Annotated in this window: 14 protein-coding genes and 1 riboswitch; of the genes, 8 read left to right on the top strand and 6 right to left on the bottom strand. The window is 72.6% G+C overall.

Annotation, left to right across the window (positions count from 1 at the left end):
- Window positions 1–8: 8 nt before the first annotated feature.
- The gene (locus tag ABD875_RS03090) at window positions 9–1,697 is read right to left on the bottom strand and encodes an aminotransferase class V-fold PLP-dependent enzyme (protein ID WP_345171079.1); all 1,689 of its coding nucleotides are present in this window, start codon (window positions 1,695–1,697) and stop codon (window positions 9–11) included.
- 33 nt (window positions 1,698–1,730) lie between these two features.
- On the opposite strand from ABD875_RS03090, the gene pepN reads away from it, so the two are divergent.
- From pepN to ABD875_RS03110, 4 genes are all read left to right on the top strand, one after another.
- On the top strand, window positions 1,731–4,178 hold the full coding sequence (pepN, locus tag ABD875_RS03095; RefSeq protein WP_345171082.1) for an aminopeptidase N: 2,448 nt from the start codon (window positions 1,731–1,733) through the stop codon (window positions 4,176–4,178).
- Entirely contained in the window at window positions 4,175–5,002 is an 828-nt protein-coding gene (locus ABD875_RS03100; RefSeq protein WP_345171084.1) for a formate dehydrogenase accessory sulfurtransferase FdhD, read from the top strand. Before pepN ends, ABD875_RS03100 begins: the two co-directional genes overlap by 4 nt.
- Window positions 5,003–5,148: 146 nt before the next feature.
- Window positions 5,149–6,303, top strand: a complete 1,155-nt coding sequence (locus tag ABD875_RS03105; protein WP_345171086.1) for an exonuclease SbcCD subunit D — start codon at window positions 5,149–5,151, stop codon at window positions 6,301–6,303.
- Window positions 6,300–8,936, top strand: a complete 2,637-nt coding sequence (locus ABD875_RS03110; RefSeq protein WP_345171088.1) for an AAA family ATPase — start codon at window positions 6,300–6,302, stop codon at window positions 8,934–8,936. Before ABD875_RS03105 ends, ABD875_RS03110 begins: the two co-directional genes overlap by 4 nt.
- Here ABD875_RS03110 and ABD875_RS03115 read toward each other — a convergent pair.
- Window positions 8,926–9,396 carry a pyridoxamine 5'-phosphate oxidase family protein gene (locus ABD875_RS03115; RefSeq protein WP_345171090.1) on the bottom strand — a complete coding sequence of 157 codons (471 nt, stop codon included), beginning with the start codon at window positions 9,394–9,396 and terminating at the stop codon, window positions 8,926–8,928. The two genes, ABD875_RS03110 and ABD875_RS03115, sit on opposite strands and share 11 nt — an antisense overlap.
- 29 nt (window positions 9,397–9,425) lie before the next feature.
- On the opposite strand from ABD875_RS03115, the gene ABD875_RS03120 reads away from it, so the two are divergent.
- From ABD875_RS03120 to ABD875_RS03135, 4 genes are all read left to right on the top strand, one after another.
- Complete coding sequence (locus ABD875_RS03120; RefSeq protein ID WP_345171092.1) at window positions 9,426–10,946, top strand: TldD/PmbA family protein; 1,521 nt, start codon at window positions 9,426–9,428, stop codon at window positions 10,944–10,946.
- Window positions 10,946–12,331, top strand: a complete 1,386-nt coding sequence (locus ABD875_RS03125) for a metallopeptidase TldD-related protein (protein ID WP_345171093.1) — start codon at window positions 10,946–10,948, stop codon at window positions 12,329–12,331. The genes ABD875_RS03120 and ABD875_RS03125 overlap by 1 nt, the downstream gene beginning before the upstream one ends.
- Before the next feature lie 90 nt (window positions 12,332–12,421).
- Window positions 12,422–12,943 carry a hypothetical protein gene (locus tag ABD875_RS03130; protein ID WP_345171095.1) on the top strand — a complete coding sequence of 174 codons (522 nt, stop codon included), beginning with the start codon at window positions 12,422–12,424 and terminating at the stop codon, window positions 12,941–12,943.
- 13 nt (window positions 12,944–12,956) lie between these two features.
- On the top strand, window positions 12,957–13,670 hold the full coding sequence (locus ABD875_RS03135) for an Ig-like domain-containing protein (protein WP_345171097.1): 714 nt from the start codon (window positions 12,957–12,959) through the stop codon (window positions 13,668–13,670).
- Window positions 13,671–13,694: 24 nt separating this feature from the next.
- On the opposite strand, the gene ABD875_RS03140 is transcribed toward ABD875_RS03135, so the two are convergent.
- The 4 genes from ABD875_RS03140 to ABD875_RS03155 form a co-directional block, all read right to left on the bottom strand.
- Entirely contained in the window at window positions 13,695–15,026 is a 1,332-nt protein-coding gene (locus tag ABD875_RS03140) for a serine hydrolase domain-containing protein (protein WP_345171099.1), read from the bottom strand.
- Window positions 15,023–17,893 (bottom strand): aminomethyl-transferring glycine dehydrogenase, encoded by a 2,871-nt coding sequence (gene gcvP, locus ABD875_RS03145; protein ID WP_345171101.1) that lies wholly within the window; start codon window positions 17,891–17,893, stop codon window positions 15,023–15,025. The genes ABD875_RS03140 and gcvP overlap by 4 nt, the downstream gene beginning before the upstream one ends.
- A 76-nt stretch (window positions 17,894–17,969) precedes the next feature.
- Window positions 17,970–18,067, bottom strand: a riboswitch (glycine riboswitch).
- A gap of 43 nt (window positions 18,068–18,110) precedes the next feature.
- Window positions 18,111–18,704 carry a MerR family transcriptional regulator gene (locus tag ABD875_RS03150; RefSeq protein ID WP_345171103.1) on the bottom strand — a complete coding sequence of 198 codons (594 nt, stop codon included), beginning with the start codon at window positions 18,702–18,704 and terminating at the stop codon, window positions 18,111–18,113.
- A gap of 244 nt (window positions 18,705–18,948) precedes the next feature.
- Window positions 18,949–19,416 carry a bifunctional nuclease family protein gene (locus ABD875_RS03155; RefSeq protein WP_243057573.1) on the bottom strand — a complete coding sequence of 156 codons (468 nt, stop codon included), beginning with the start codon at window positions 19,414–19,416 and terminating at the stop codon, window positions 18,949–18,951.
- Window positions 19,417–19,462: the final 46 nt, after the last annotated feature.

Consider the following 19,462-nt stretch of genomic DNA (forward strand, 5'->3'; position numbering starts at 1 on the left):
TCTCGGGATCAGTCCAGGCAGGAAGCCGGGAGGTCGAACCACCGCAGGTGCTCGAAGTCGGCGCTGACGTGGCCCGGGTGCGAGCTCAGGTCCGGCTCGGGCGCCGCGGCGAGGATCGCCGCGCCCTCGCGCAGGTGCACGGCGAGCAGGTCCTCTCCCCCGGTGGCCCGGTTCGACGGCATCGACACGCGGCCGCCGGCGTACGAGACGTCGCGCAGGCTCAGGCGCGGGGTGACCACGCCGTCGCGATGGCGCCAGAGGCCGGAGTCCGGCTCGAAGCGGTAGTCACCGAGCAGCTTCCAGCCGTCGCGCGCGACCAGGCGCACCGCCTCGATGAGGTAGTCGACGACCGCGTCGGAGACGAAGTAGTTGAAGTTGATCCGCACCCACCCGGGCTTGATGCCCTCACAGCCACCGGTGATCTCGCGCTCGAACTCGTGCGAGCGGTCGATGTCGATGCCGAGCAGCCGGTGGCCGTACGGGCCGGCGCACGAGCAGCCGCCGCGCGACTGGATGCCGAAGAGGTCGTTGAGCAGCGCGACCACGTAGTTGTGGTGGAGGTAGCGCCCGGACGGCGACCGGACGATGAACGAGACGATCGAGAGGCGCTCCGCGTCGAGGTTGCCGAGCAGCTCGATCCTCGGCTCCGCGCGCCACGCTCCGACCGCACGCCGCAGGTGCCGCTCCTCCTGCTCGCGGATCGTGTCGGTGCCGACAGCCTGCTTGAGCTGGAACACCAGGCCCGCGCGGATCGACTCGATGATGGCGGGCGTCCCGCCCTCCTCGCGGTGGGTCGGGTCGGCGAGGTAGGCGTGGTCGTCGTCGTTGACGTACGACACGGTGCCGCCGCCGGGCACGTCCGGCACCCGGTTGGCGAACAACTCGCGGCGCGCGGCCAGCACGCCCGGCGTCGATGGCCCGCCGATGAACTTGTGGGTCGAGAGGAACACCGCGTCCTTGTACGACAGCGGACGGCCCTCGACGGCACGCATCGTGATGTCGACGTACGGCGCCGCCGCGGCGAAGTCCCAGAAGCTGAGGGCGCCGTGCTCGTGCAGCAGCTCGGCGATCGCGGCCGTGTCGGACACGATGCCGGTGACGTTGGAAGCAGCCGAGAACGACCCGATCTTCAGCGGGCGGTCGGCGTACTTCTCCAGCTGCTCGGCGAGGTCGCCGAGGTCCACGCCGCCCTCGATGTCCTGGCGGATCGTCACGACGTCGGCGATCGACTCGCGCCACGGGAGCTCGTTGGAGTGGTGCTCGTAGGGGCCGATGAACACCACCGGGCGCTGCGCCGGCGGGATCCGCTCGGTCAGCGCGTGCGCGTCGTCGAGCACCGACGGGACCCGCAGGCCGAGCACCCCGATCAACTTCGCGATCGCACCCGTGCACCCCGATCCGGCGAACAGCACGACGGTGTCGTCGTCGCCGCCGAGCGCCTCGTGGATGATCGCGCGGGCGTCCTCGCGCAGCCGAGTCGTCTGGAGCCCGGTACCGCTGGACTCGGTGTGCGTGTTGGCGTAGCTCGGCAGCACCTCGTCGCGGATGAAGTCCTCGATGAAGCCCAGGGCGCGACCCGAGGCGGTGTAGTCGGCGTACGTCACCCGACGGGGCCCGTACGGCGTCTCCATGACGTGGTCCTCACCGATCACCGACTCGCGGATCAGGGCGAGGAGCGCCTGCTTCCCCTCCTCCACGTGCCCACGATAGGCCCGGATTAGGGTGGCCGCGTGACCAGCCCCTACCAGAGTCTCCAGCACACCGAGGCCCTCGCCAGGTTCGACCTCCTCACCGTCGAGGAGTACGACGTCCGCCTCGACCTGGCGAGCGACGAGAGCACCTTCGGCTCGGTGACCACGATCCGGTTCCGCAGCGCCGGCGGGCCGACGTTCGTCGACCTGAAGCCGGTCCGGGTCAACGAGATCCGGTTCAACGGCACGGTGCTGGACCCGGACCTGCTGGAGCGCGGGCGGCTGCCACTGGACACCCTCGCCGGGGACAACGAGCTGGTCGTGGACGCCGTGATGCCGTTCCGCAACGACGGCGAGGGGCTGCACCGCAGCGTCGACCCGGCCGACGGGAAGAGCTACGTCTACGGCATGTCGTTCATGGACGCCGCGCCCACGATCTTCGCGTGCTTCGACCAGCCCGACCTGAAGGCGCCGTACACGTTCCACGTGCGCGCACCCGAGGACTGGGTCGTGATTGGCAACGCGCCCGGGGCCAACCCCGAGAAGGGCGTCTGGGAGTTCGAGCGCACCCAGCCGCTGTCGACGTACTTCGTGACGCTGGTGGCCGGGCCGTACCACCTGATCCGCGACGAGCACGACGGGATCCCGCTGGGGCTGTCCGCGCGGAAGAGCATCGCGAAGGACCTCGACGCCGACGCGGACGAGCTGTTCACGATGACCAAGCAGTGCTTCGACGAGTTCCACCGGCTGTTCGGGATCCGCTACCCGTTCGGCGACTACCACCAGGCGTTCGTGCCGGAGTTCAACGCCGGCGCCATGGAGAACCCCGGCTGCGTCACGTTCCGGGACCCGCTCGTCTTCTCGTCCCGGGTCACCCGCGGGATGCGGATCGCCCGAGCGACGACGCTCGCCCACGAGATGGCGCACCAGTGGTTCGGCAACATCGTCACGCCGAAGTGGTGGGACGACCTGTGGCTCAACGAGTCGTTCGCCGAGTACATGGGGAACCGGGTCACCGCCGACGTCACGCAGTACGACGACGTCTGGTCCGACATGGCCTACGCCCGCCGGCAGTGGGGCCTGGTCGCCGACCAGCGCCCGAGCACGCACCCCGTCGCGGGCAACGGTGCCTTCGACGCGTCGGCGGCGCTGCAGGACTTCGACGGCATCTCCTACGCCAAGGGCTCTGCCGTGCTCAAGCAGCTCAACGCCTCGCTCGGCGACGAGGTCTTCTTCGCGGGCGCGATCGACCACTTCACGCGGGCCCGGTTCGGGAACGCGACCATGCACGACCTGTTCGAGAGCTGGGAGCGGGCCGGGGCGGGCGACCTGTCGTCGTTCACCTCCAACTGGCTCCGCACCGCCGGTCCCGACGCGCTGGTGCTGGACCGTGCCGCCGGCGTGATCCGGCGTACTCCCCCGGCCGACCACCCGGCCGAGCGGACCCACACGTTCCGCGCCGCCGTCGCGGTCGACGGGACCTGGGAGGACCGGACGGTCGAGGTCAGCGGCCCGGAGACGCCGTTCGTGGTACCCGAGGGCGCGCCGGTGGTCATCGACGCGTACGACGAGACCTGGGCCGTCGCCCAGGCCGACGCGACCACCGTGCGCTCGCTGGTGCCCCTGCTCGCCGACGTCAAGGACGCGCACCTGCGCGCGGGCGTGTGGAACAACGTCCGCAGCTCGCTGCACAACGCGGCGATCGACCCCGCGGACGTGCTCGACCTGGTCGTCGCCAGCCCGCCCGTCGAGGACCCCGAGGACACGATGCGCCGGACCTGGACGTGGGTGTTCTCCCGGGTCGTCCCGCTCGCACCGTCCGGCGCCGCCGCGCGGGTCCACGCGGCTGCGCTCGAGGCGATGGTCGCGGCCACGCCAGGCTCCGAGCGCCAGCTCGCCGCGCTCCGCGCGGCGATCCGCTCGGCCGACGACGAGGCGATCCTGCGCGGCTGGCTCGCCGTGCCCCCGGTCGGCATCGACATGGACCTCGACCTCCGCTGGAAGGTGCTGGTCCAGCTGGCCGCGATCGGCGCGGCCGACCGCGACGAGCTGCAGCGCGCGCTCGACGCGGAGCCGACCGCCCGCTCGCGTGTCGAGCACACGCTCGCGGTCGCGTCGCTGCCCGACGCCGAGGCGAAGGCCTGGGCGTGGGCGCGGTTCACCGGAGAGGTCAGCGTGCCCAACTACGAGCTCGAGGCCGCCGGCCTCGGCATGTGGCAGGGCGGCCAGGAGGACGTGACCGCGCCGTACGTCGACCGGTACTTCGCCGACCTGCCGGGGACGGTCGCCGTGCGCAGCGGCTGGGTGCTCGCCGACGCCGCCGAGTTCTTCTTCCCGCGCACCGTGCTGTCGGAGGACGTGCTCGTGCGGACCCGGGCGATGGCCGACGACGCGTCGCTGGACCTGTCGGTGCGCCGGCGCCTGGTGGACCAGGCCGACGACCTGGCGCGCAAGCTCGCCGTACGCAAGGCGTTCCCGCACTCGTGACGTCGGACCGTGCCCGTCGTCCCGGACCCACGGTCCGGGTGCGGGTGCACGAGATCACGCCTTCCGCGGCGCGCCGCCCGGAGGACCGGCTGGCCACCGAGGAGCCGCTGGAGATCCGGCTGGCGTGGCCGGGCGCGGCGGCGCGTCGGGTGTGGGTCACGATGCGGACGCCGGGGCACGACTTCGAGCTCGCGGCCGGGTGGCTCGTGCACGAGGGGCTGGCGTCCCCCGCCGCCATCCACGGCGTCGCGTACTGCACCGACGCGGACCTCACGCCCGAGCAGGAGTTCAACGTCGTCACGGTGACGCTGACGTCGCCCCCCGCGCGCGACCCCGGCCACCGGCACGTCGGCTCGGGCTCGTCGGCGTGCGGGGTGTGCGGGAAGGACAGCGTCTCGGCAGCCCTCGCCGCCCCGGCGGCGACGCCGTGGACCGGCGCCCTCCCCTCCCCCGACGTCGTCCGGGGGCTGCCGGACCTGCTGCGCTCCCAGCAGCCTCTGTTCTCCCGGACCGGCGGCGTGCACGCGGCCGGCCTCGCCACCGCCGCCGGCTCCCTGCTGGTCGTCCGCGAGGACGTCGGTCGGCACAACGCCGTCGACAAGGTCACCGGCGCCCGGGTCCTGGCCGGCTCCTCCCCCGCCGAGGCGTGCCTCGTGGTCTCCGGCCGCGCCGGCTTCGAGCTCGTGCAGAAGGCGGTCGCCGCCGGCATCGGCTCGCTCGTCGCGGTCGGCGCCCCGACGTCGCTCTCGGTGCGGCTCGCGGCCGATGCGGGGCTGGTCCTGTACGGGTTCACGTCGACCGAACGGTGCGTGCGGTACACCTGACATAACTGCCGCGGCGCGTGCGGAATGGTCACCAACCGCAGGTTTTCGGGCCGCGAACGTGCGGTTGGTGACCATTCCGCAACGTCACACCGCCCCACGCGGCGTGGGTGCCGGGTCTTGTCGGCGGCCCCTCCTAGCGTTGCGGTGTGCGCATCCTCCACACCTCCGACTGGCACCTCGGGCGGTCCTTCCACCGGGAGGGCATGCTCGGGCACCAGGCTGCGTACGTCGACCACCTGGTCGACGTCGTGGAGCGCGAGCGGGTGGACCTGGTCGTCGTGGCGGGCGACATCTACGACCGCGCCCTCCCCCACGTCGACGCGGTGCGCCTCGCCGACGAGACGCTGGCCCGGCTCGCCGGGAGCCGCGCCCAGGTCGTGCTCACGAGCGGCAACCACGACTCCGCCCAGCGGCTCGGGTTCAGCTCCCGGCTGATCGACGCCGCCGGGGTGTTCATCCGCACCGACGCCGGCGGGGTCGGCACCCCGGTGCTGCTGGAGGACGCGCACGGCCAGGTCGCCGTCTACGGCATCCCCTACCTCGACCCGGACTCGGTCCGCGAGCCGTGGGGGCTGGCGGGCAGGTCGCACGAGGCCGCGCTCACCGAGGCGATGCGGCGCATCAACGCCGACAAGGCGGGCCGCAACGCGCGCTCGGTCGTGCTCGCCCACGCGTTCGTCGCCGGCGCCCAGCCCAGCGACTCCGAGCGCGACATCAGCGTCGGCGGCGTCAGCCTGGTGCCGACCAGCGTCTTCGATGGGGTCGACTACACCGCGCTTGGCCACCTGCACGGGCGGCACACGCTCACCGACACGGTTCGCTACTCCGGCTCCCCGCTCGCCTACTCCTTCTCCGAGGTCAATCACCGCAAGGGCTCCTGGCTGGTCGACCTCGGAGCCGACGGCGTCAGCACGGCCGAGTTCATCGACGCCCCGGTCCCCCGCCGACTGGCGCGGATCCGCGGCAGCCTCGACGACCTGCTGCACGACCTCACCATCACCGAGCACGAGGACGCCTGGGTCCACGCGACCCTCACCGACAGCACCCGTCCGCTCCAGGCCATGGACCGGCTGCGTGAGCGGTTCCCCCACACGCTGGTGATCGCGTTCGAGCCCATCGGCGGCGACCGGCTCCGCGTCCCGGTCGCGCGCACCCAGGGCCGCTCCGACCATGCGATCGCGCTCGACTTCGTCGCCGAGCTGCGCGGCACCCCCGCCACCAAGGCTGAGTCGGCGCTGCTGCAGGCCGCCGTCGACGCCTGCTGCGAGGACCCCGACTTCGACGTGCTGGTGTCCGGATGAGGCTGCACTCCCTCGAGGTCACGGCGTTCGGCCCGTTCGCCGAGACGATCACGGTCGACTTCGACCAGCTGTCCGAGGCCGGCCTGTTCCTGCTCACCGGGCCCACCGGCGCCGGCAAGACCAGCGTCCTCGACGCCGTCTGCTTCGCGCTGTACGGCGACGTCCCCGGCGACCGCGGCTCCGCGCGCCGGCTCCGCTCCGACCAGGCGGCCCCCGACACGCGCCCGAGAGTCGCGCTCGAGGCCACGTTGTCGGGCCGCCGGTTCCGCATCGTCCGCTCGCCGTCGTGGGAGCGGCCCAAGAAGCGCGGCACCGGCACGACCACGGAGCAGGCCTCGGTCTCGATCGCCGAGCGCACCGACGGCGAGTGGGTCACGCACTCGACCCGCCTCGACGAGACCGGGCACCTCGTCACCCGGCTGGTCGGCATGAACCTCGGCCAGTTCACCCAGGTCGCGATGCTCCCCCAGGGCCGGTTCCAGGCGTTCCTGCGGGCCCGGTCCGAGGAGCGCCACCAGCTGCTCCAGCAGCTGTTCCGCACCGGCCGCTTCGAGGACGTCGAGAAGTGGCTGCGCGACCGGCGGCTCGCGCTGCGCAAGCAGGCCGAGGCGGCCGACGCCGTGGTCGCCGACCTGGTGAGCCGGGTCTGCGAGGCGACCGGCGCGGAGGCGCCCGAGGCGGACGTCCCCGCCTGGGCCGAGGGACTGCGCGCGCACGCCACCGCCCGCGCCCAGGAGACGGCGACCGCCGCGGCCGACGCCGCGCGGCGCGAGGCCGCCGCTCGCGCGAGCGTGGAGGCCGCCCGCACGTTGACCGAGCAGCGGGGCCGGCTCGACGCCGCGCGCGCCGAGCACACCCGCCTGCTGGACGCAGCCGACGAGCACGCCGCACATCGCGCCCGGCTCACCGACGCCCGCCGGGCCGCCGGGGTGGTCCCGCTGCACCGCGTGGCCGTCGCCGCCCGGCGCGCGCACAGCGCCGCCCGGTCCGCCGTCACCGCCACCGACCGCGAGACCCTCGAGCAGACCCTCGCCTCCGCCGTCGACGAGGCCGCCCGGATCCGCGCGCTGCAGCCCCGGGTCCAGCGCCTGCGGTCCGTGCGGGCCGAGACGGTCCGCCTCGAGCGCCGTGCCGTCGAGCTCACGACGGCCGGCGACCGGGCTCGCGCCGAGGCCCGCGAGCACGTCGTCACGCTGACCGCCCAGCTCGCCGCCGCGGAGGCCGCTCACCTCGCCGCGCGCCAGGCGACGCTCGACCTGCGCGAGCGCGCGATCGGGCTGCGCGAGCAGCGGGTCACCGGCATGGCCGCCGAGATCGCGGCCGGGCTCGTCGTCGGCGGTTCCTGCCCCGTCTGCGGGTCGTGCGAGCACCCGCACAAGGCCGTGGCCTCCCACGACGCGCCCGACGAGGCGACCGAGAAGGCCGCCCAGCGAGAGGCCGACGACGCCGCCGTCGCCGAGTTCGCCCACAAGGACGAGGTGCGCGCGCTCACCGACGCGCTCGCGGCCGCCCGGGAGCGCGTCGACGCCGTCCCCGCCGAGATCGCCACCGAGGCCGTGGCCGTCGCGGCGTCGCTGGACGCCCTCGCCACGGAGGCGGAGGCGCTCGCGCTCGAGCTCGCCGAGTACGACGAGGAGCGGCTGGCCGGCTGCCGGGCCGCTGAGCAGGAGGCCCGCGCCGCCCTGACCGCGCTCGACCGCCTCGCGGCCGCTCAGACCGCGCTCGCCGACGCCGAGGCCGCGCTCACCGTCGCGACCCTCGAGGCCGGCTTCGACTCCGGGGACGACGCGCTCGCCGCGGCGCTCGACCAGCAGCAGTACGACCAGCTCGACCGGCACGTCCGGGAGCACGACCGGCGGCTCGCCGCCGTCGTCGCGGTGCTCGACGAGCCCGGAGCCGACGAGGTGGCGGCCGCGGTGCTCCCCGACCTCTCCGCGCTGACCGCGACGCACGCCGCCGCCTTGGACGCCCTCGGGTCGGCCCGGGCCCAGGCGGCCCGCTGGACGAGCACCGCCGAACGGCTCGGCTCGCTGGTCAGCGAGCTCGCCCGGGCGCTCGCCGACGGGGCGCCGTTGCGCGAGGAGCTGGCACTGGTCACCAACCTCGCGAGCTTCGTCGAGGGCAAGTCCGCCGACAACGCACTGCAGATGCGCCTCTCGGCGTACGTCCTCGCCTACCGGCTCACCCAGGTGGTCGCGGCCGCGAACGCCCGGCTGTGCGGCATGAGCGACCAGCGCTACTCCCTCGAGCACACCGGCAGGCGCGGTGCCGGCGAGACGCGCGGCGGGCTCAGCCTGCTCGTGCGCGACGACTGGTCCGGCGAGGCCCGCGACCCGGCCACGTTGTCCGGTGGCGAGACGTTCGTCGTCTCGCTCGCGCTCGCCCTCGGGCTCGCCGACGTGGTGACCCAGGAGGCCGGCGGCGCCGACCTCGACACGCTGTTCGTCGACGAGGGCTTCGGCAGCCTGGACGCCGACACGCTGGACGACGTCATGGACACCCTCGACTCCCTGCGCGACGGCGGCCGGGTGGTCGGCGTGGTCAGCCACGTCGCGGAGATGCGCGACCGGATCCCCACCCAGCTCGCCGTCCGCAAGTCACGACACGGCTCGACCGTCGTGATCAGCCGCTGACGGTCCCGTGGTCGGCGTCGTAGGTGTCGCCGGTGAGCTTGGTCTTCACGAAGCTCAGCAGCGAGGCGACCTTGCCGCCCGGGGTGTCCCAGTACTCCCCGCTCTCGACGTCCACCCGCAGCAGCACCGCGTTGGGGTCGTCGACCCCGCCCGGCAGCCATGCCTCGGCGAACGTCGTCCACAGCTCGGCGAGCTTCTCGCGGTCGTCGACGAGCGTGGCGCGGCCGTAGACCGCCACCCACGAGTCCCGGGCGGTGAACGTCAGCGAGACCCGCGGCTCGGCCGCGATCGCCCGCGAGTGCGCGGAGTCCTTGACAGTGATGAACCACAGCTCCGCAGTCGGCTCCACCTCCTGGCGGGCCATCGGGATGCTGCGCGGGCCTTCCGGCCCGAACGTCGTCAGCATCCCGATCGGCATGTCCTCGAGCAGGTCCACGAGCTTCTTGGTGTCGTCAGCCATGTGCGGGCGGTACCCGATAGGTTCGGGACATGAACGGCCGCGCCCTCGATCCGACGTTCACCGCCCTCCCCTACCGCAGCCTCGGTGACGCTGCGCTCGGGCGGGCCCGCGAGCTCGGCGCGACGCACGCCGACTTCCGGTTCGAGCGGGTCCGCTACCAGACCCTGGTCGTGCGCGACGGGGTCCTGCAGGGCGCCAACGACACCGAGGACCTCGGTTTCGCCGTGCGCGTCATCCACGGCGGCGCCTGGGGCTTCGCGTCCGGCGTGGTGCTCACGCCCGAGGAGGCGGCGCGGGTCGCAGAGAGCGCGGTCGCGGTCGCTCGCGTCGCCGCCGCGATGACCACCGCGCCGGTCGAGCTGGCCGACGAGCCCGTGTACGACGACGTCGAGTGGATCTCGTCGTACGAGCTGAACCCGTTCCACGTGCCGATCCCCGAGAAGGCCGCGCTGCTCGTCGACTGGACGAACCGGCTGCGCACCGGGGCGGCCGTCGACCACGCCTCCGCTCACCTGCTGCAGGTCGAGGAGCACAAGTACTACGCCGACCTCGCCGGCACCCGCACCACCCAGCAGCGGGTCCGCGTGCACCCCGGTTTCGAGGCGATGGGTGCGGGCGCGGACACGTTCGACTCGATGGCCAGCATCGCGCCCCCGGTCGGCCGCGGCTGGGAGTACCTCACCGGCGGCGCCGGCGCCTGGGACTGGGACACCGAGATCGAGCAGGTCCCCGAGCTGCTGGCCGAGAAGCTGAAGGCGCCCAGCGTGGAGGCAGGCACCTACGACCTGGTCATCCACCCTTCCAACCTGTGGCTCACCATCCACGAGTCGATCGGGCACGCGACGGAGCTCGACCGCGCGCTCGGCTACGAGGCCAACTACGCCGGCACGTCGTTCGCGACTCCGGACAAGCTCTACGCGATGCAGTACGGCTCCCCCGTCATGAACGTCACCGGCGACCGCACCGTCGAGCACGGGCTGGCGACGATCGGGTACGACGACGAGGGCGTGCAGACCCAGTCGTGGGACATCGTCCGCGACGGCGTCTTCGTCGGCTACCAGCTGGACCGCGCGATGGGCCGGATGCTGCCGGAGCTGAACGCAGGCCGCTCGAACGGCTGCGCCTACGCCGACTCACCTGGCCACATCCCCATCCAGCGGATGGCGAACGTGTCGCTGCAGCCGGCCGCCGACGGCCCGTCCACCGACGAGCTGATCGGCCGGGTCGAGCGCGGGCTCTACGTCGTCGGCGACAAGTCCTGGAGCATCGACATGCAGCGCTTCAACTTCCAGTTCACCGGGCAGCGGTTCTACTCCATCCGCGACGGCGAGCTGGTCGGCCAGGTCCGCGACGCGGCGTACCAGGCGACGACCACCGACTTCTGGAGCTCGATGGAGGCCGTCGGCGGCCCCGCGACCTGGGAGCTCGGCGGCGCCTTCAACTGCGGCAAGGCCCAGCCAGGGCAAGTCGCGAGCGTCAGCCACGGATGTCCGACGTCGCTGTTCCGCGGCGTCCGGATCCTCAACACCACCGAGGAGGCGGGTCACTGATGAGCACGCCCCCGGGCATGGCCCAGAGCTTCGTCGAGCACGCCGTCGCGACCAGCACGGCCGACGACTGTGTGGTGATCGTCCACGACCGCACCAGCGCGAACCTGCGCTGGGCGAACAACACGCTCACCACCAACGGCGTGATGACCGGCCTGGACGTCACCGTGGTCTCGTTCGTCGGGGCGGCCACCGGCTCGATGACCGGCAGCGTCACCAGCCAGGCGGGGGTGACGGCGCTGGTCGAGGCCGCCGACCGGGCCGCGCGCGCCGCGTCACCGGCGGAGGACGCGAACGAGCTGGTCCGCGACGCCGTCTCCCCCGACTGGGACGACGCGTCGGTGCCGACCGACATCCACGTGTACGACGCCCTGGCCCCGGCGCTCGGCGAGGCGTTCGGGCGCGCGGCCGCCGAGGACCGAGTGCTGTACGGGTTCGTCAACCACGAGATGACCACGACGTACCTCGGCTCGACGACCGGGGTGCGGCTGCGCCACGTCCAGCCGACCGGGCACGTCGGCTGCACCGCGAAGTCCGCCGACCTGACCCGCAGCGCCTGGGTCGGCGCAGCGACCCGCGACTTCACCGACGTCGACCCGCTCGCGATCGACACCGAGCTCACCCGCCGCCTCGGCTGGGCCGAGCGTCAGGTCGACCTGCCGCCCGGGCGCTACGACACGATCCTGCCGCCGACCGCGATGGCCGACCTGATGATCGACGCCTACTGGTACGCCGGCGCCCGCACCGCCCACGAGGGCCAGTCGGTCTACAGCCGGCGCGGCGGCGGCACCCGCATCGGCGACCGGATCGCCAAGCCGGGCGTCACCCTGTTCTCCGACCCGGCGTACGCCGGTCTCGAGTGCCAACCGTTCGCGTCCGCCACCAGCTCGGGCAACGAGGACTCCGTCTTCGACAACGGCCTGCCGCTCGGACGCACCGACTGGATCCGCGACGGCGAGCTGACGTCGCTGATCCAGACCCGCCACTCCGCGGCGATGACCGGGCAGCCGGTGACGCCGGGCATCGACAACCTGGTGCTGTCCGTCGACGGCGCAGCGGGGTCGATCGACGACCTGGTGGCCGGCACCGAGCGCGGGCTGCTGCTGACCTGCCTCTGGTACATCCGCGAGGTCGACCCGCAGTCGCTGCTGCTGACCGGCATCACCCGCGACGGGGTCTACCTGGTCGAGAACGGCGAGATCACCGGCGCCGTGAACAACTACCGGTTCAACGAGAGCCCGGTCGACCTGCTGAACCGGTTCACTCATGCCTCGGCCACGGTCCCGGCGTTCAGCCGCGAGTGGGGCGACGACTACTTCTCGAGGACCGCGATGCCCGCGCTGCGGGTGCCCGACTTCAACATGTCGAGCGTCTCCCAGGCCCAGTAGCCGATTCGCCCGAAGTCGCATGCAACCGGACGCGGGGTCCGGGCGTATCCCTCCTGACAGTCACCCACGACACACAGGAGAACCACCGTCATGCGCAGCACCACGCTGATCACGGGCGCCCTGGCCGTCGCCGCGACCTCGAGCCTGTTCGGCTGGGGCACCACGGCGTACGCCGGTGAGCCGACCACCACTCGCGAGAAGGGCATCGTCCTCGAGTGCTCCGGCACCTGGCGCGGCAACGAGGTCTACGCCTCGCTCTACGAGAACAACACCGCCGGCAACACCATCCAGATCGTGATCGCCGACGGTGACGTCGCCGGCGGCGGCCGCGACACCACGACCGCCTTCAAGGACGGCCGCGACGTGCGCGGCGTCCTCAAGCTGAAGGGCAAGAAGGCCGTCGTGGAGGGCACCGCGCGCGCCGTGGGGCCCAAGACCCCGGTCCACGAGGAGCACGACGACGCGGGCCAGCACATCACGATCGACGGGACCCACCGCCGGCTGGCGAACGACCTCACGTTCACGTGGAAGGGCACCACGGTCCCGCTCGACTGCGACAACGCGTTCGTCTACGACTTGCAGGTTTCCAAGGAATCGACGACCGGGAACTGACACACTCCCGGGCATGACGCTTCGCAGCCTGACGGCCGCCGCGCTCGCGGCGGCCGTCCTCGCGGCCACGCCGGTGGCGCCCACCCATGCCGACGAGGTCGACCCGTTGGCCCCGGTCGTCGTCGACGACGAGATCACCATGTGGCCGGGCGAGCGCACCGAGATCGACGTGATCGCCAACGACAGCGATCCGAACGGCGACGACCTCGCGCTCTGCCGGGTGCCGTCCGTGTACGGACCGGACGGCGAGGAGGACCGCCCCGTCGTGATCTATGACCGATCCTGGCTGCTGGGTCCGCCCGGCGTGCTGCAGGTCGCGACCGACCGCCTCGCAGAAGGTACGCACGTCCTCGAGTACTACGTGTGCAACCACACCCGGCTGACGCTGGCTCACCTCACCGTGACGATCCGGCCCGTGCAGCCGGTCGACGTGGTACCGGACCGGGTGCCCGACCGGATCCTGGTCACCAACCACAACGACCAGACGATCCGGTTCCTCGCGACCGACCGGACCGGTTGCAAGGTCGACGTCCGCGCCCGCGTCGCCGCCGGCGAGACGCGCTCGTTCGCGGTCCGGCGCCACAGCCTGGACTGGGTCGCGTTCATCGGCCAGCGCGGCGACCTGGGCATCGCCGACTCCGGCCGGGTCCGCCATGTCGAGCTCACCCGACCGCCGGCACCACCCGGCCCGCAGCTCCAGATCTGCCTGCACGCGTGGAGCCGCTGAGGCCGGTCACTCCGCGGACTGGCGCTAGGGCAGCCCGCCCGGGATCGGCGCGTCCGGGTCGTACGGCGTGCGCGTGTAGATGAACGTCGCGATGTCGAGGTGACCGACGGTCCCGTCGGCCCGGCGCACGACCTTCAGCTCCTCACCGGCGTGGTAGCCGGTCACGCCGACCACGCGGCCGTTGCGGACCTCGAAGGAGTACGCCGCCATCCCGTTGCGGCGGGCCGTCAGGCGGGTGCCCTCCATCGCGAACACGAACGGCGTGTTGCCCCAGTGCCACACGCCGGGGACGCCGGCGAGCTCGGGCGGTACGCCGGCCGACGGCCGCCACGGCTCGGGCATCGTGGGCTCCCAGCGCTCCAGCTCCTCGAGGAGCTCGGTCACGACCGCGGCCGGCGAGTAGCCGGTCGTGGCGTTGGCGAGCACGACCCCGCCGGTGCGCCGCGTGCGATCGACCAGCACGGTCGCCAGGAAGCCGGGCATCGAGCCGGTGTGCCCGGCCAGGGTGCCCGAGCCGCCGGCGAAGACCTGGAAGCCCAGGCCGTGAGTCGACCTGAGGCCGTCCTCGGGGGTGCTGGACTGCGGGACGTAGGCCCGGTCCAGCGCCTCGATCGGCAGCACGTCGGGGTGGCCGGTGCCCAGGAACACGGCGTACGTCGCGAGGTCCTGGATCGTCGCCCACACCTGGCCGGCCGGCGCCATCGCGCCGGTGTCGGTCGCAGGCTCGTCCATCAGCGTGCCGTCGTACGGGTGCACGGACTGCCCCTGGGCGGCCGCGCCCTCGGGGAGGTACGACGTGCGGCTCATGCCGAGCGGCGACAGGATCCGCTGCTGCACGGCCTCCCACCAGGTGCAGCCGAGCAGCCGCGCCACGACCTCGCCGAGCAGGGCGTAGCCGAGGTTGGAGTAGTGGAACCGCTCGCTCGCCGCGAACGCCGTGCCTGACCCGTCGTGGAGGCCGGCCAGCTCGTCGAACGACAGCCCCGCCGAGCGCTCCCACCACGAGCCGGCCGGCTCGGACTGCATGCCGGAGCTGTGCGCGAGCAGGTCGCGCAGCGAGCGGTCGGCGTAGCCGACGTCGCCCAGCACCGTCGAGGCCGGGTCGTCGAGCGCCAGCCGGCCCTCGCGCTCCAGCTGCAGGACCAGCACCGCGGTCATCGTCTTGGTGATCGACCCGATCCGGTACTGCACGTCGAACGGGTCGTGCCCCTCGACGGCCGGACCGCCGTACGTCCCGAACCACACCGGCTCGCCGTCGCGGACGACGCCGCCGACGACCGAGGGGAGCTTCCCCGTGGACTGGGCGTTCGCGAGCCGGCCCAGCAGCCGCCGGGCGGTCAGGTCCGTGACGGTCACTCAGCGAATGCTTCCAGAGGCGGGCAGGCGCAGACCAGGTTGCGGTCGCCGTACGCCTGGTCGATGCGCGCCACCGGAGGCCAGTACTTGTCGGGATCGATGCCGGTCGGGAACACCGCGAGCTCGCGGGAGTACGCCCGGTCCCACTCGCCGACCAGCGCCCGCGAGGTGTGCGGCGCGCCGCGCAGCGGCGAGCTCTCGGGAGTCCACTCCCCCGCGGCCACGCGGTCGATCTCGGCCTTGATCGCGATCATCGCGTCGACGAACCGGTCGATCTCGGCGAGGTCCTCCGACTCCGTCGGCTCGACCATCAGCGTGCCGGCGACCGGGAACGACATCGTCGGCGCGTGGAAGCCGTAGTCGACCAACCGCTTGGCGACGTCGTCGACGGTGACGCCGGTGTCCTTGGTGATGCCGCGCAGGTCGAGGATGCACTCGTGGGCGACCAGCCCGCCGTGACCGCGGTAGAGCACCGGGTAGGCCTCGCCGAGCCGCGCGGCGATGTAGTTCGCCGACAGCACCGCGACCGCGGTCGCGCGGGTCAGGCCCGCCGCGCCCATCATCCGGATGTAGGCCCACGAGATCGGCAGGATGCCCGCGGAGCCGTACGGCGCGGCGCTGATCGGGCCGATGCCCTCACGCTTGGCATCCTCGGGGTGCATCGCGTGCGACGGCAGGTACGGCGCGAGGTGGGCGCGGACCGCGACCGGGCCCACGCCGGGCCCGCCACCGCCGTGCGGGATGCAGAACGTCTTGTGCAGGTTGAGGTGCGACACGTCGCCGCCGAACTCGCCCGGCTTGGCGTAGCCGAGCAGCGCGTTGAGGTTCGCGCCGTCGACGTACACCTGGCCGCCGTGCTCGTGCACGATCGCGCAGAGCTCGGAGATCGTGTCCTCGTACGCGCCATGGGTCGACGGGTAGGTCACCATGATCGCGGCGAGGTCCTCGGCGTGCGCCGCGCACTGCGCGCGGAGGTCGTCGAGGTCGACCGCGCCGTCGTCGCTGGACTTGACCACGACGACGCGCATGCCGGCCATCACCGCGGAGGCGGCGTTGGTGCCGTGCGCCGACGACGGGATCAGGCAGACGTCGCGTCCGGCCTGGCCGTGGGCACGGTGGTAGCCGCGGATCGCGAGCAGGCCGGCGAGCTCGCCCTGCGAGCCGGCGTTCGGCTGGATCGAGACGCGGTCGTAGCCGGTCACCTCGGCCAGCCAACCCTCGAGGTCGTTGACCAGCTGGCGGTAGCCGGCGGCGTCCTCGCCCGGCGCGAACGGGTGCAGGTCGGCGAAGCCCGGCAGCGACACCGGCTCCATCTCCGTGGTCGCGTTGAGCTTCATCGTGCAGGAGCCGAGCGGGATCATGCCGCGGTCGAGCGCGTAGTCGCGCGCCGACAGCTTGCGCAGGTAGCGCAGCATCGCGGTCTCGCTGTGGTGACTGGAGAACACCGCGTGGGTGAGGTACTCGGTCTCCCGCAGCAGCGACCCGGGCAGCGCGTCCGAGGTGGCCGCGTCGACGGCGTCGAGGTCGGTGCCGCCGACGCCGAAGGCGCGCAGCACGGACGTGATCGTGGAGCGCGTCGTGCACTCCGAGGTGGTCACCCCGACGTGGTCGGCGTCGACGAGGCGCAGCTGGACGCCGAGCGTCCGCGCGGTGGCGACGACGTCGGCGGCGCGTCCGGGGACAGGCACCGTCAGGGTGTCGAAGAACTCCGCGTGCAGCACCGGAAGGCCCGCGTCGGCGAGCGCGCTGGCGAGCACCGCGGCGTACCGGTGGGTGCGCGTCGCGATCGCGCGCAGCCCCTCGGGGCCGTGGTAGACGGCGTACATCGACGCCACGACGGCGAGCAGCACCTGGGCGGTGCAGATGTTCGAGGTCGCCTTGTCGCGACGGATGTGCTGCTCACGGGTCTGCAGCGCGAGGCGGTACGCCGGGCGCCCTTCCGCGTCGACCGAGACGCCGACGAGCCGGCCCGGGAGGTGCCGCTCGAGCCCCGCGCCGACGGCCATGTAGCCGGCGTGCGGCCCGCCGTAGAACAGCGGGACACCGAAGCGCTGGCTCGAGCCGATCGCGACGTCGGCGCCGAGTGCGCCCGGCGACTCGAGGAGGGTCAGCGCGAGGAGGTCCGCGGCCACGACGGCGAGAGCGTCGCGCTCGTGGGCCTGCTCGATCACGCGGCGCGGGTCGAGGACCCGGCCCGAGGCGCCGGGGTACTGCACCAGCACGCCGCACAGCTCCCCCTCGGGCAGCCCGTCGGCGAGGTCCGCGACGACGACGTCGATGCCCATCGCCTCGGCGCGGGTGCGCACGACGTCGATGGTCTGCGGGAGCGCGTCGGCGTCGACCACGAAGGGGCCGGTCGCCTTCTTGTTCGCGCGGCGTACGAGCGTCATCGCCTCCGCGGCAGCCGTGCCCTCGTCGAGAAGCGACGCGTTCGCGGTCGGCAGGCCGGTGAGGTCACCGACGACGGTCTGGAAGTTGAGCAGCGCCTCGAGGCGGCCCTGGGAGATCTCCGGCTGGTACGGCGTGTACGCGGTGTACCAGCTCGGGTCCTCGAGCACGTTGCGCCGGATCACCGGCGGCGTGATCGTCGCGTGGTAGCCCAGCCCGATCATCGCCTCACCGGGGCGGTTGGCGTGCGCGATCTGGCGCAGCTCGCGGGCGGTCGCCTCCTCGCTCAGTGCGGTGGGCAGGTCGAGCTCGGCTGCGGTGCGGATGCCGCCGGGTACGGCCGCGGCCATCAGCGCGTCGAGGGAGTCGAAGCCGAGCCGGTCGAGCATGGTGGCGACATCGGACTCGCGCACACCGATGTGGCGCTCGACGAACGGCAGCGCGCCGTCCAGCTCGGTCAGGGTGGGACGGTCGGTCAACGGGGGCTCCTCGAAATCGATTCGGGTGCCTCCCCCTCTGTCAGCGCGACCCCGGCGGGTCGTCCTTCAGAGTTGCCTGGTCCTCGCGGTCCTTGGCGCCTGAGAGGTTCCGGGGAGGAATTGCCCCTTCGGCGCTCCGCCCTGGCCGGACGGAGACTCTCCCGCGTGGGATTGTCGGCGCGCCCAGCCTAGCCGATGTCCGGAGTCGAGCCGGGCGTCAGCCCGCGTTGCGGGCCGCGCGCCGAGCGGCGAGCTCGTCGCCGGCGACCGGCTCGGCGTCCGCGTCGGCGGTGCGCTCGCTGGGCAGCTCGGCGAGGGTGCCCTCGATCTCCTGCCAGACACCGCCGATGGCGATGCCGAACACGCCCTGGCCGCCCTGGAGCAGGTCGATGATCTCCGCGTCGCTGGTGCACTCGTAGACCGAGACGCCGTCGCTCATCAGGGTGACGCGGGTGAGGTCCTCGGTGCCGCGCTCGCGCAGGTGCTGGACCGCCGTACGGATCTGCTGGAGCGAGATGCCGGCGTCCAGCAGGCGCTTGACGACCTTGAGCAGCAGGATGTCCTGGAAGGAGTAGAGCCGCTGCGAGCCCGAGCCCTTCGCGCCGCGCACGGACGGCTCGACCAGGCCGGTACGGGCCCAGTAGTCGAGCTGGCGGTAGGTGATGCCGGCGGCGCTGGACGCCGTCGGGCCGCGGTAGCCGGTGTCGCTCGGCAGCGGGGTGAGCTCGTCGTTGAACAGGAGGCCCTGCTCCTCGGCGCTCTGGGCAGCGAGAGCTGTCTCGGCGTTGTCGAGCTGCTCGTTCTCGTTCACAGGTCCTCCGCGGGCTACTCCGTTGGGCGTAACTCCCGGGGAAGGTGCCGCCGGCCCGAGGGCACCACAGCGTTGGAGTTACAACAGAGACAGTTCAAAGTAGGCCCCCATGTCGACCTCGGTCAACGACGGTGGCGGCGTGTCGCAACCCTCACCCTCTACCTGAGGGTTGGTGTTACGCCTGATTCAGGTGTGACAGAAGCTTCGAACGTGCGTGCCGGGCAGGTGCGTGCGATCGGGCGTCTCAGTGGGCGTCGAAGTCCTCGGGAGTGACCTGGTCGAGGAACTCGCGGAACTTCTCGACCTCGTCCTCCTGCTCGGCGGGTACGGCGAGGCCGGCCTCGTCGAGCACCTCCTCCGAGCACACGATCCGGGTGCCGGTGCGCAGCGCCAGCGCGATCGAGTCCGACGGCCGGGCGCTGACCTCCTCCCCCGAGCCGAAGACCAGGGTCGCGAAGAACACGCCGTCCTTGACGTCGGTGATCTGCACCTCGGTGAGCTCGGTGCCGGTCGCGTCGAGCACGTCCTTGAACAGGTCGTGCGTCAGCGGCCGCGGCGGCACCACCCCCTGCTGCGCGAACGCGATCGCGGTCGCCTCGACGGCCCCGATCCAGATCGGCAGGTAGCGCTCCCCCGAGACCTCGCGCAGCAGCACGATCGGCTGGTTCGAGGGCATCTCGACCCGGACTCCCATGACATCGACTTCGCGCACGTTGACCACCCTACTCCGGGTCGTGGAACCCCGCTGGAGCCAGACT

Origin of the sequence: Nocardioides caricicola (assembly GCF_039541135.1) — a bacterium.
GTDB classification, from domain to species: domain Bacteria; phylum Actinomycetota; class Actinomycetes; order Propionibacteriales; family Nocardioidaceae; genus Nocardioides; species Nocardioides caricicola.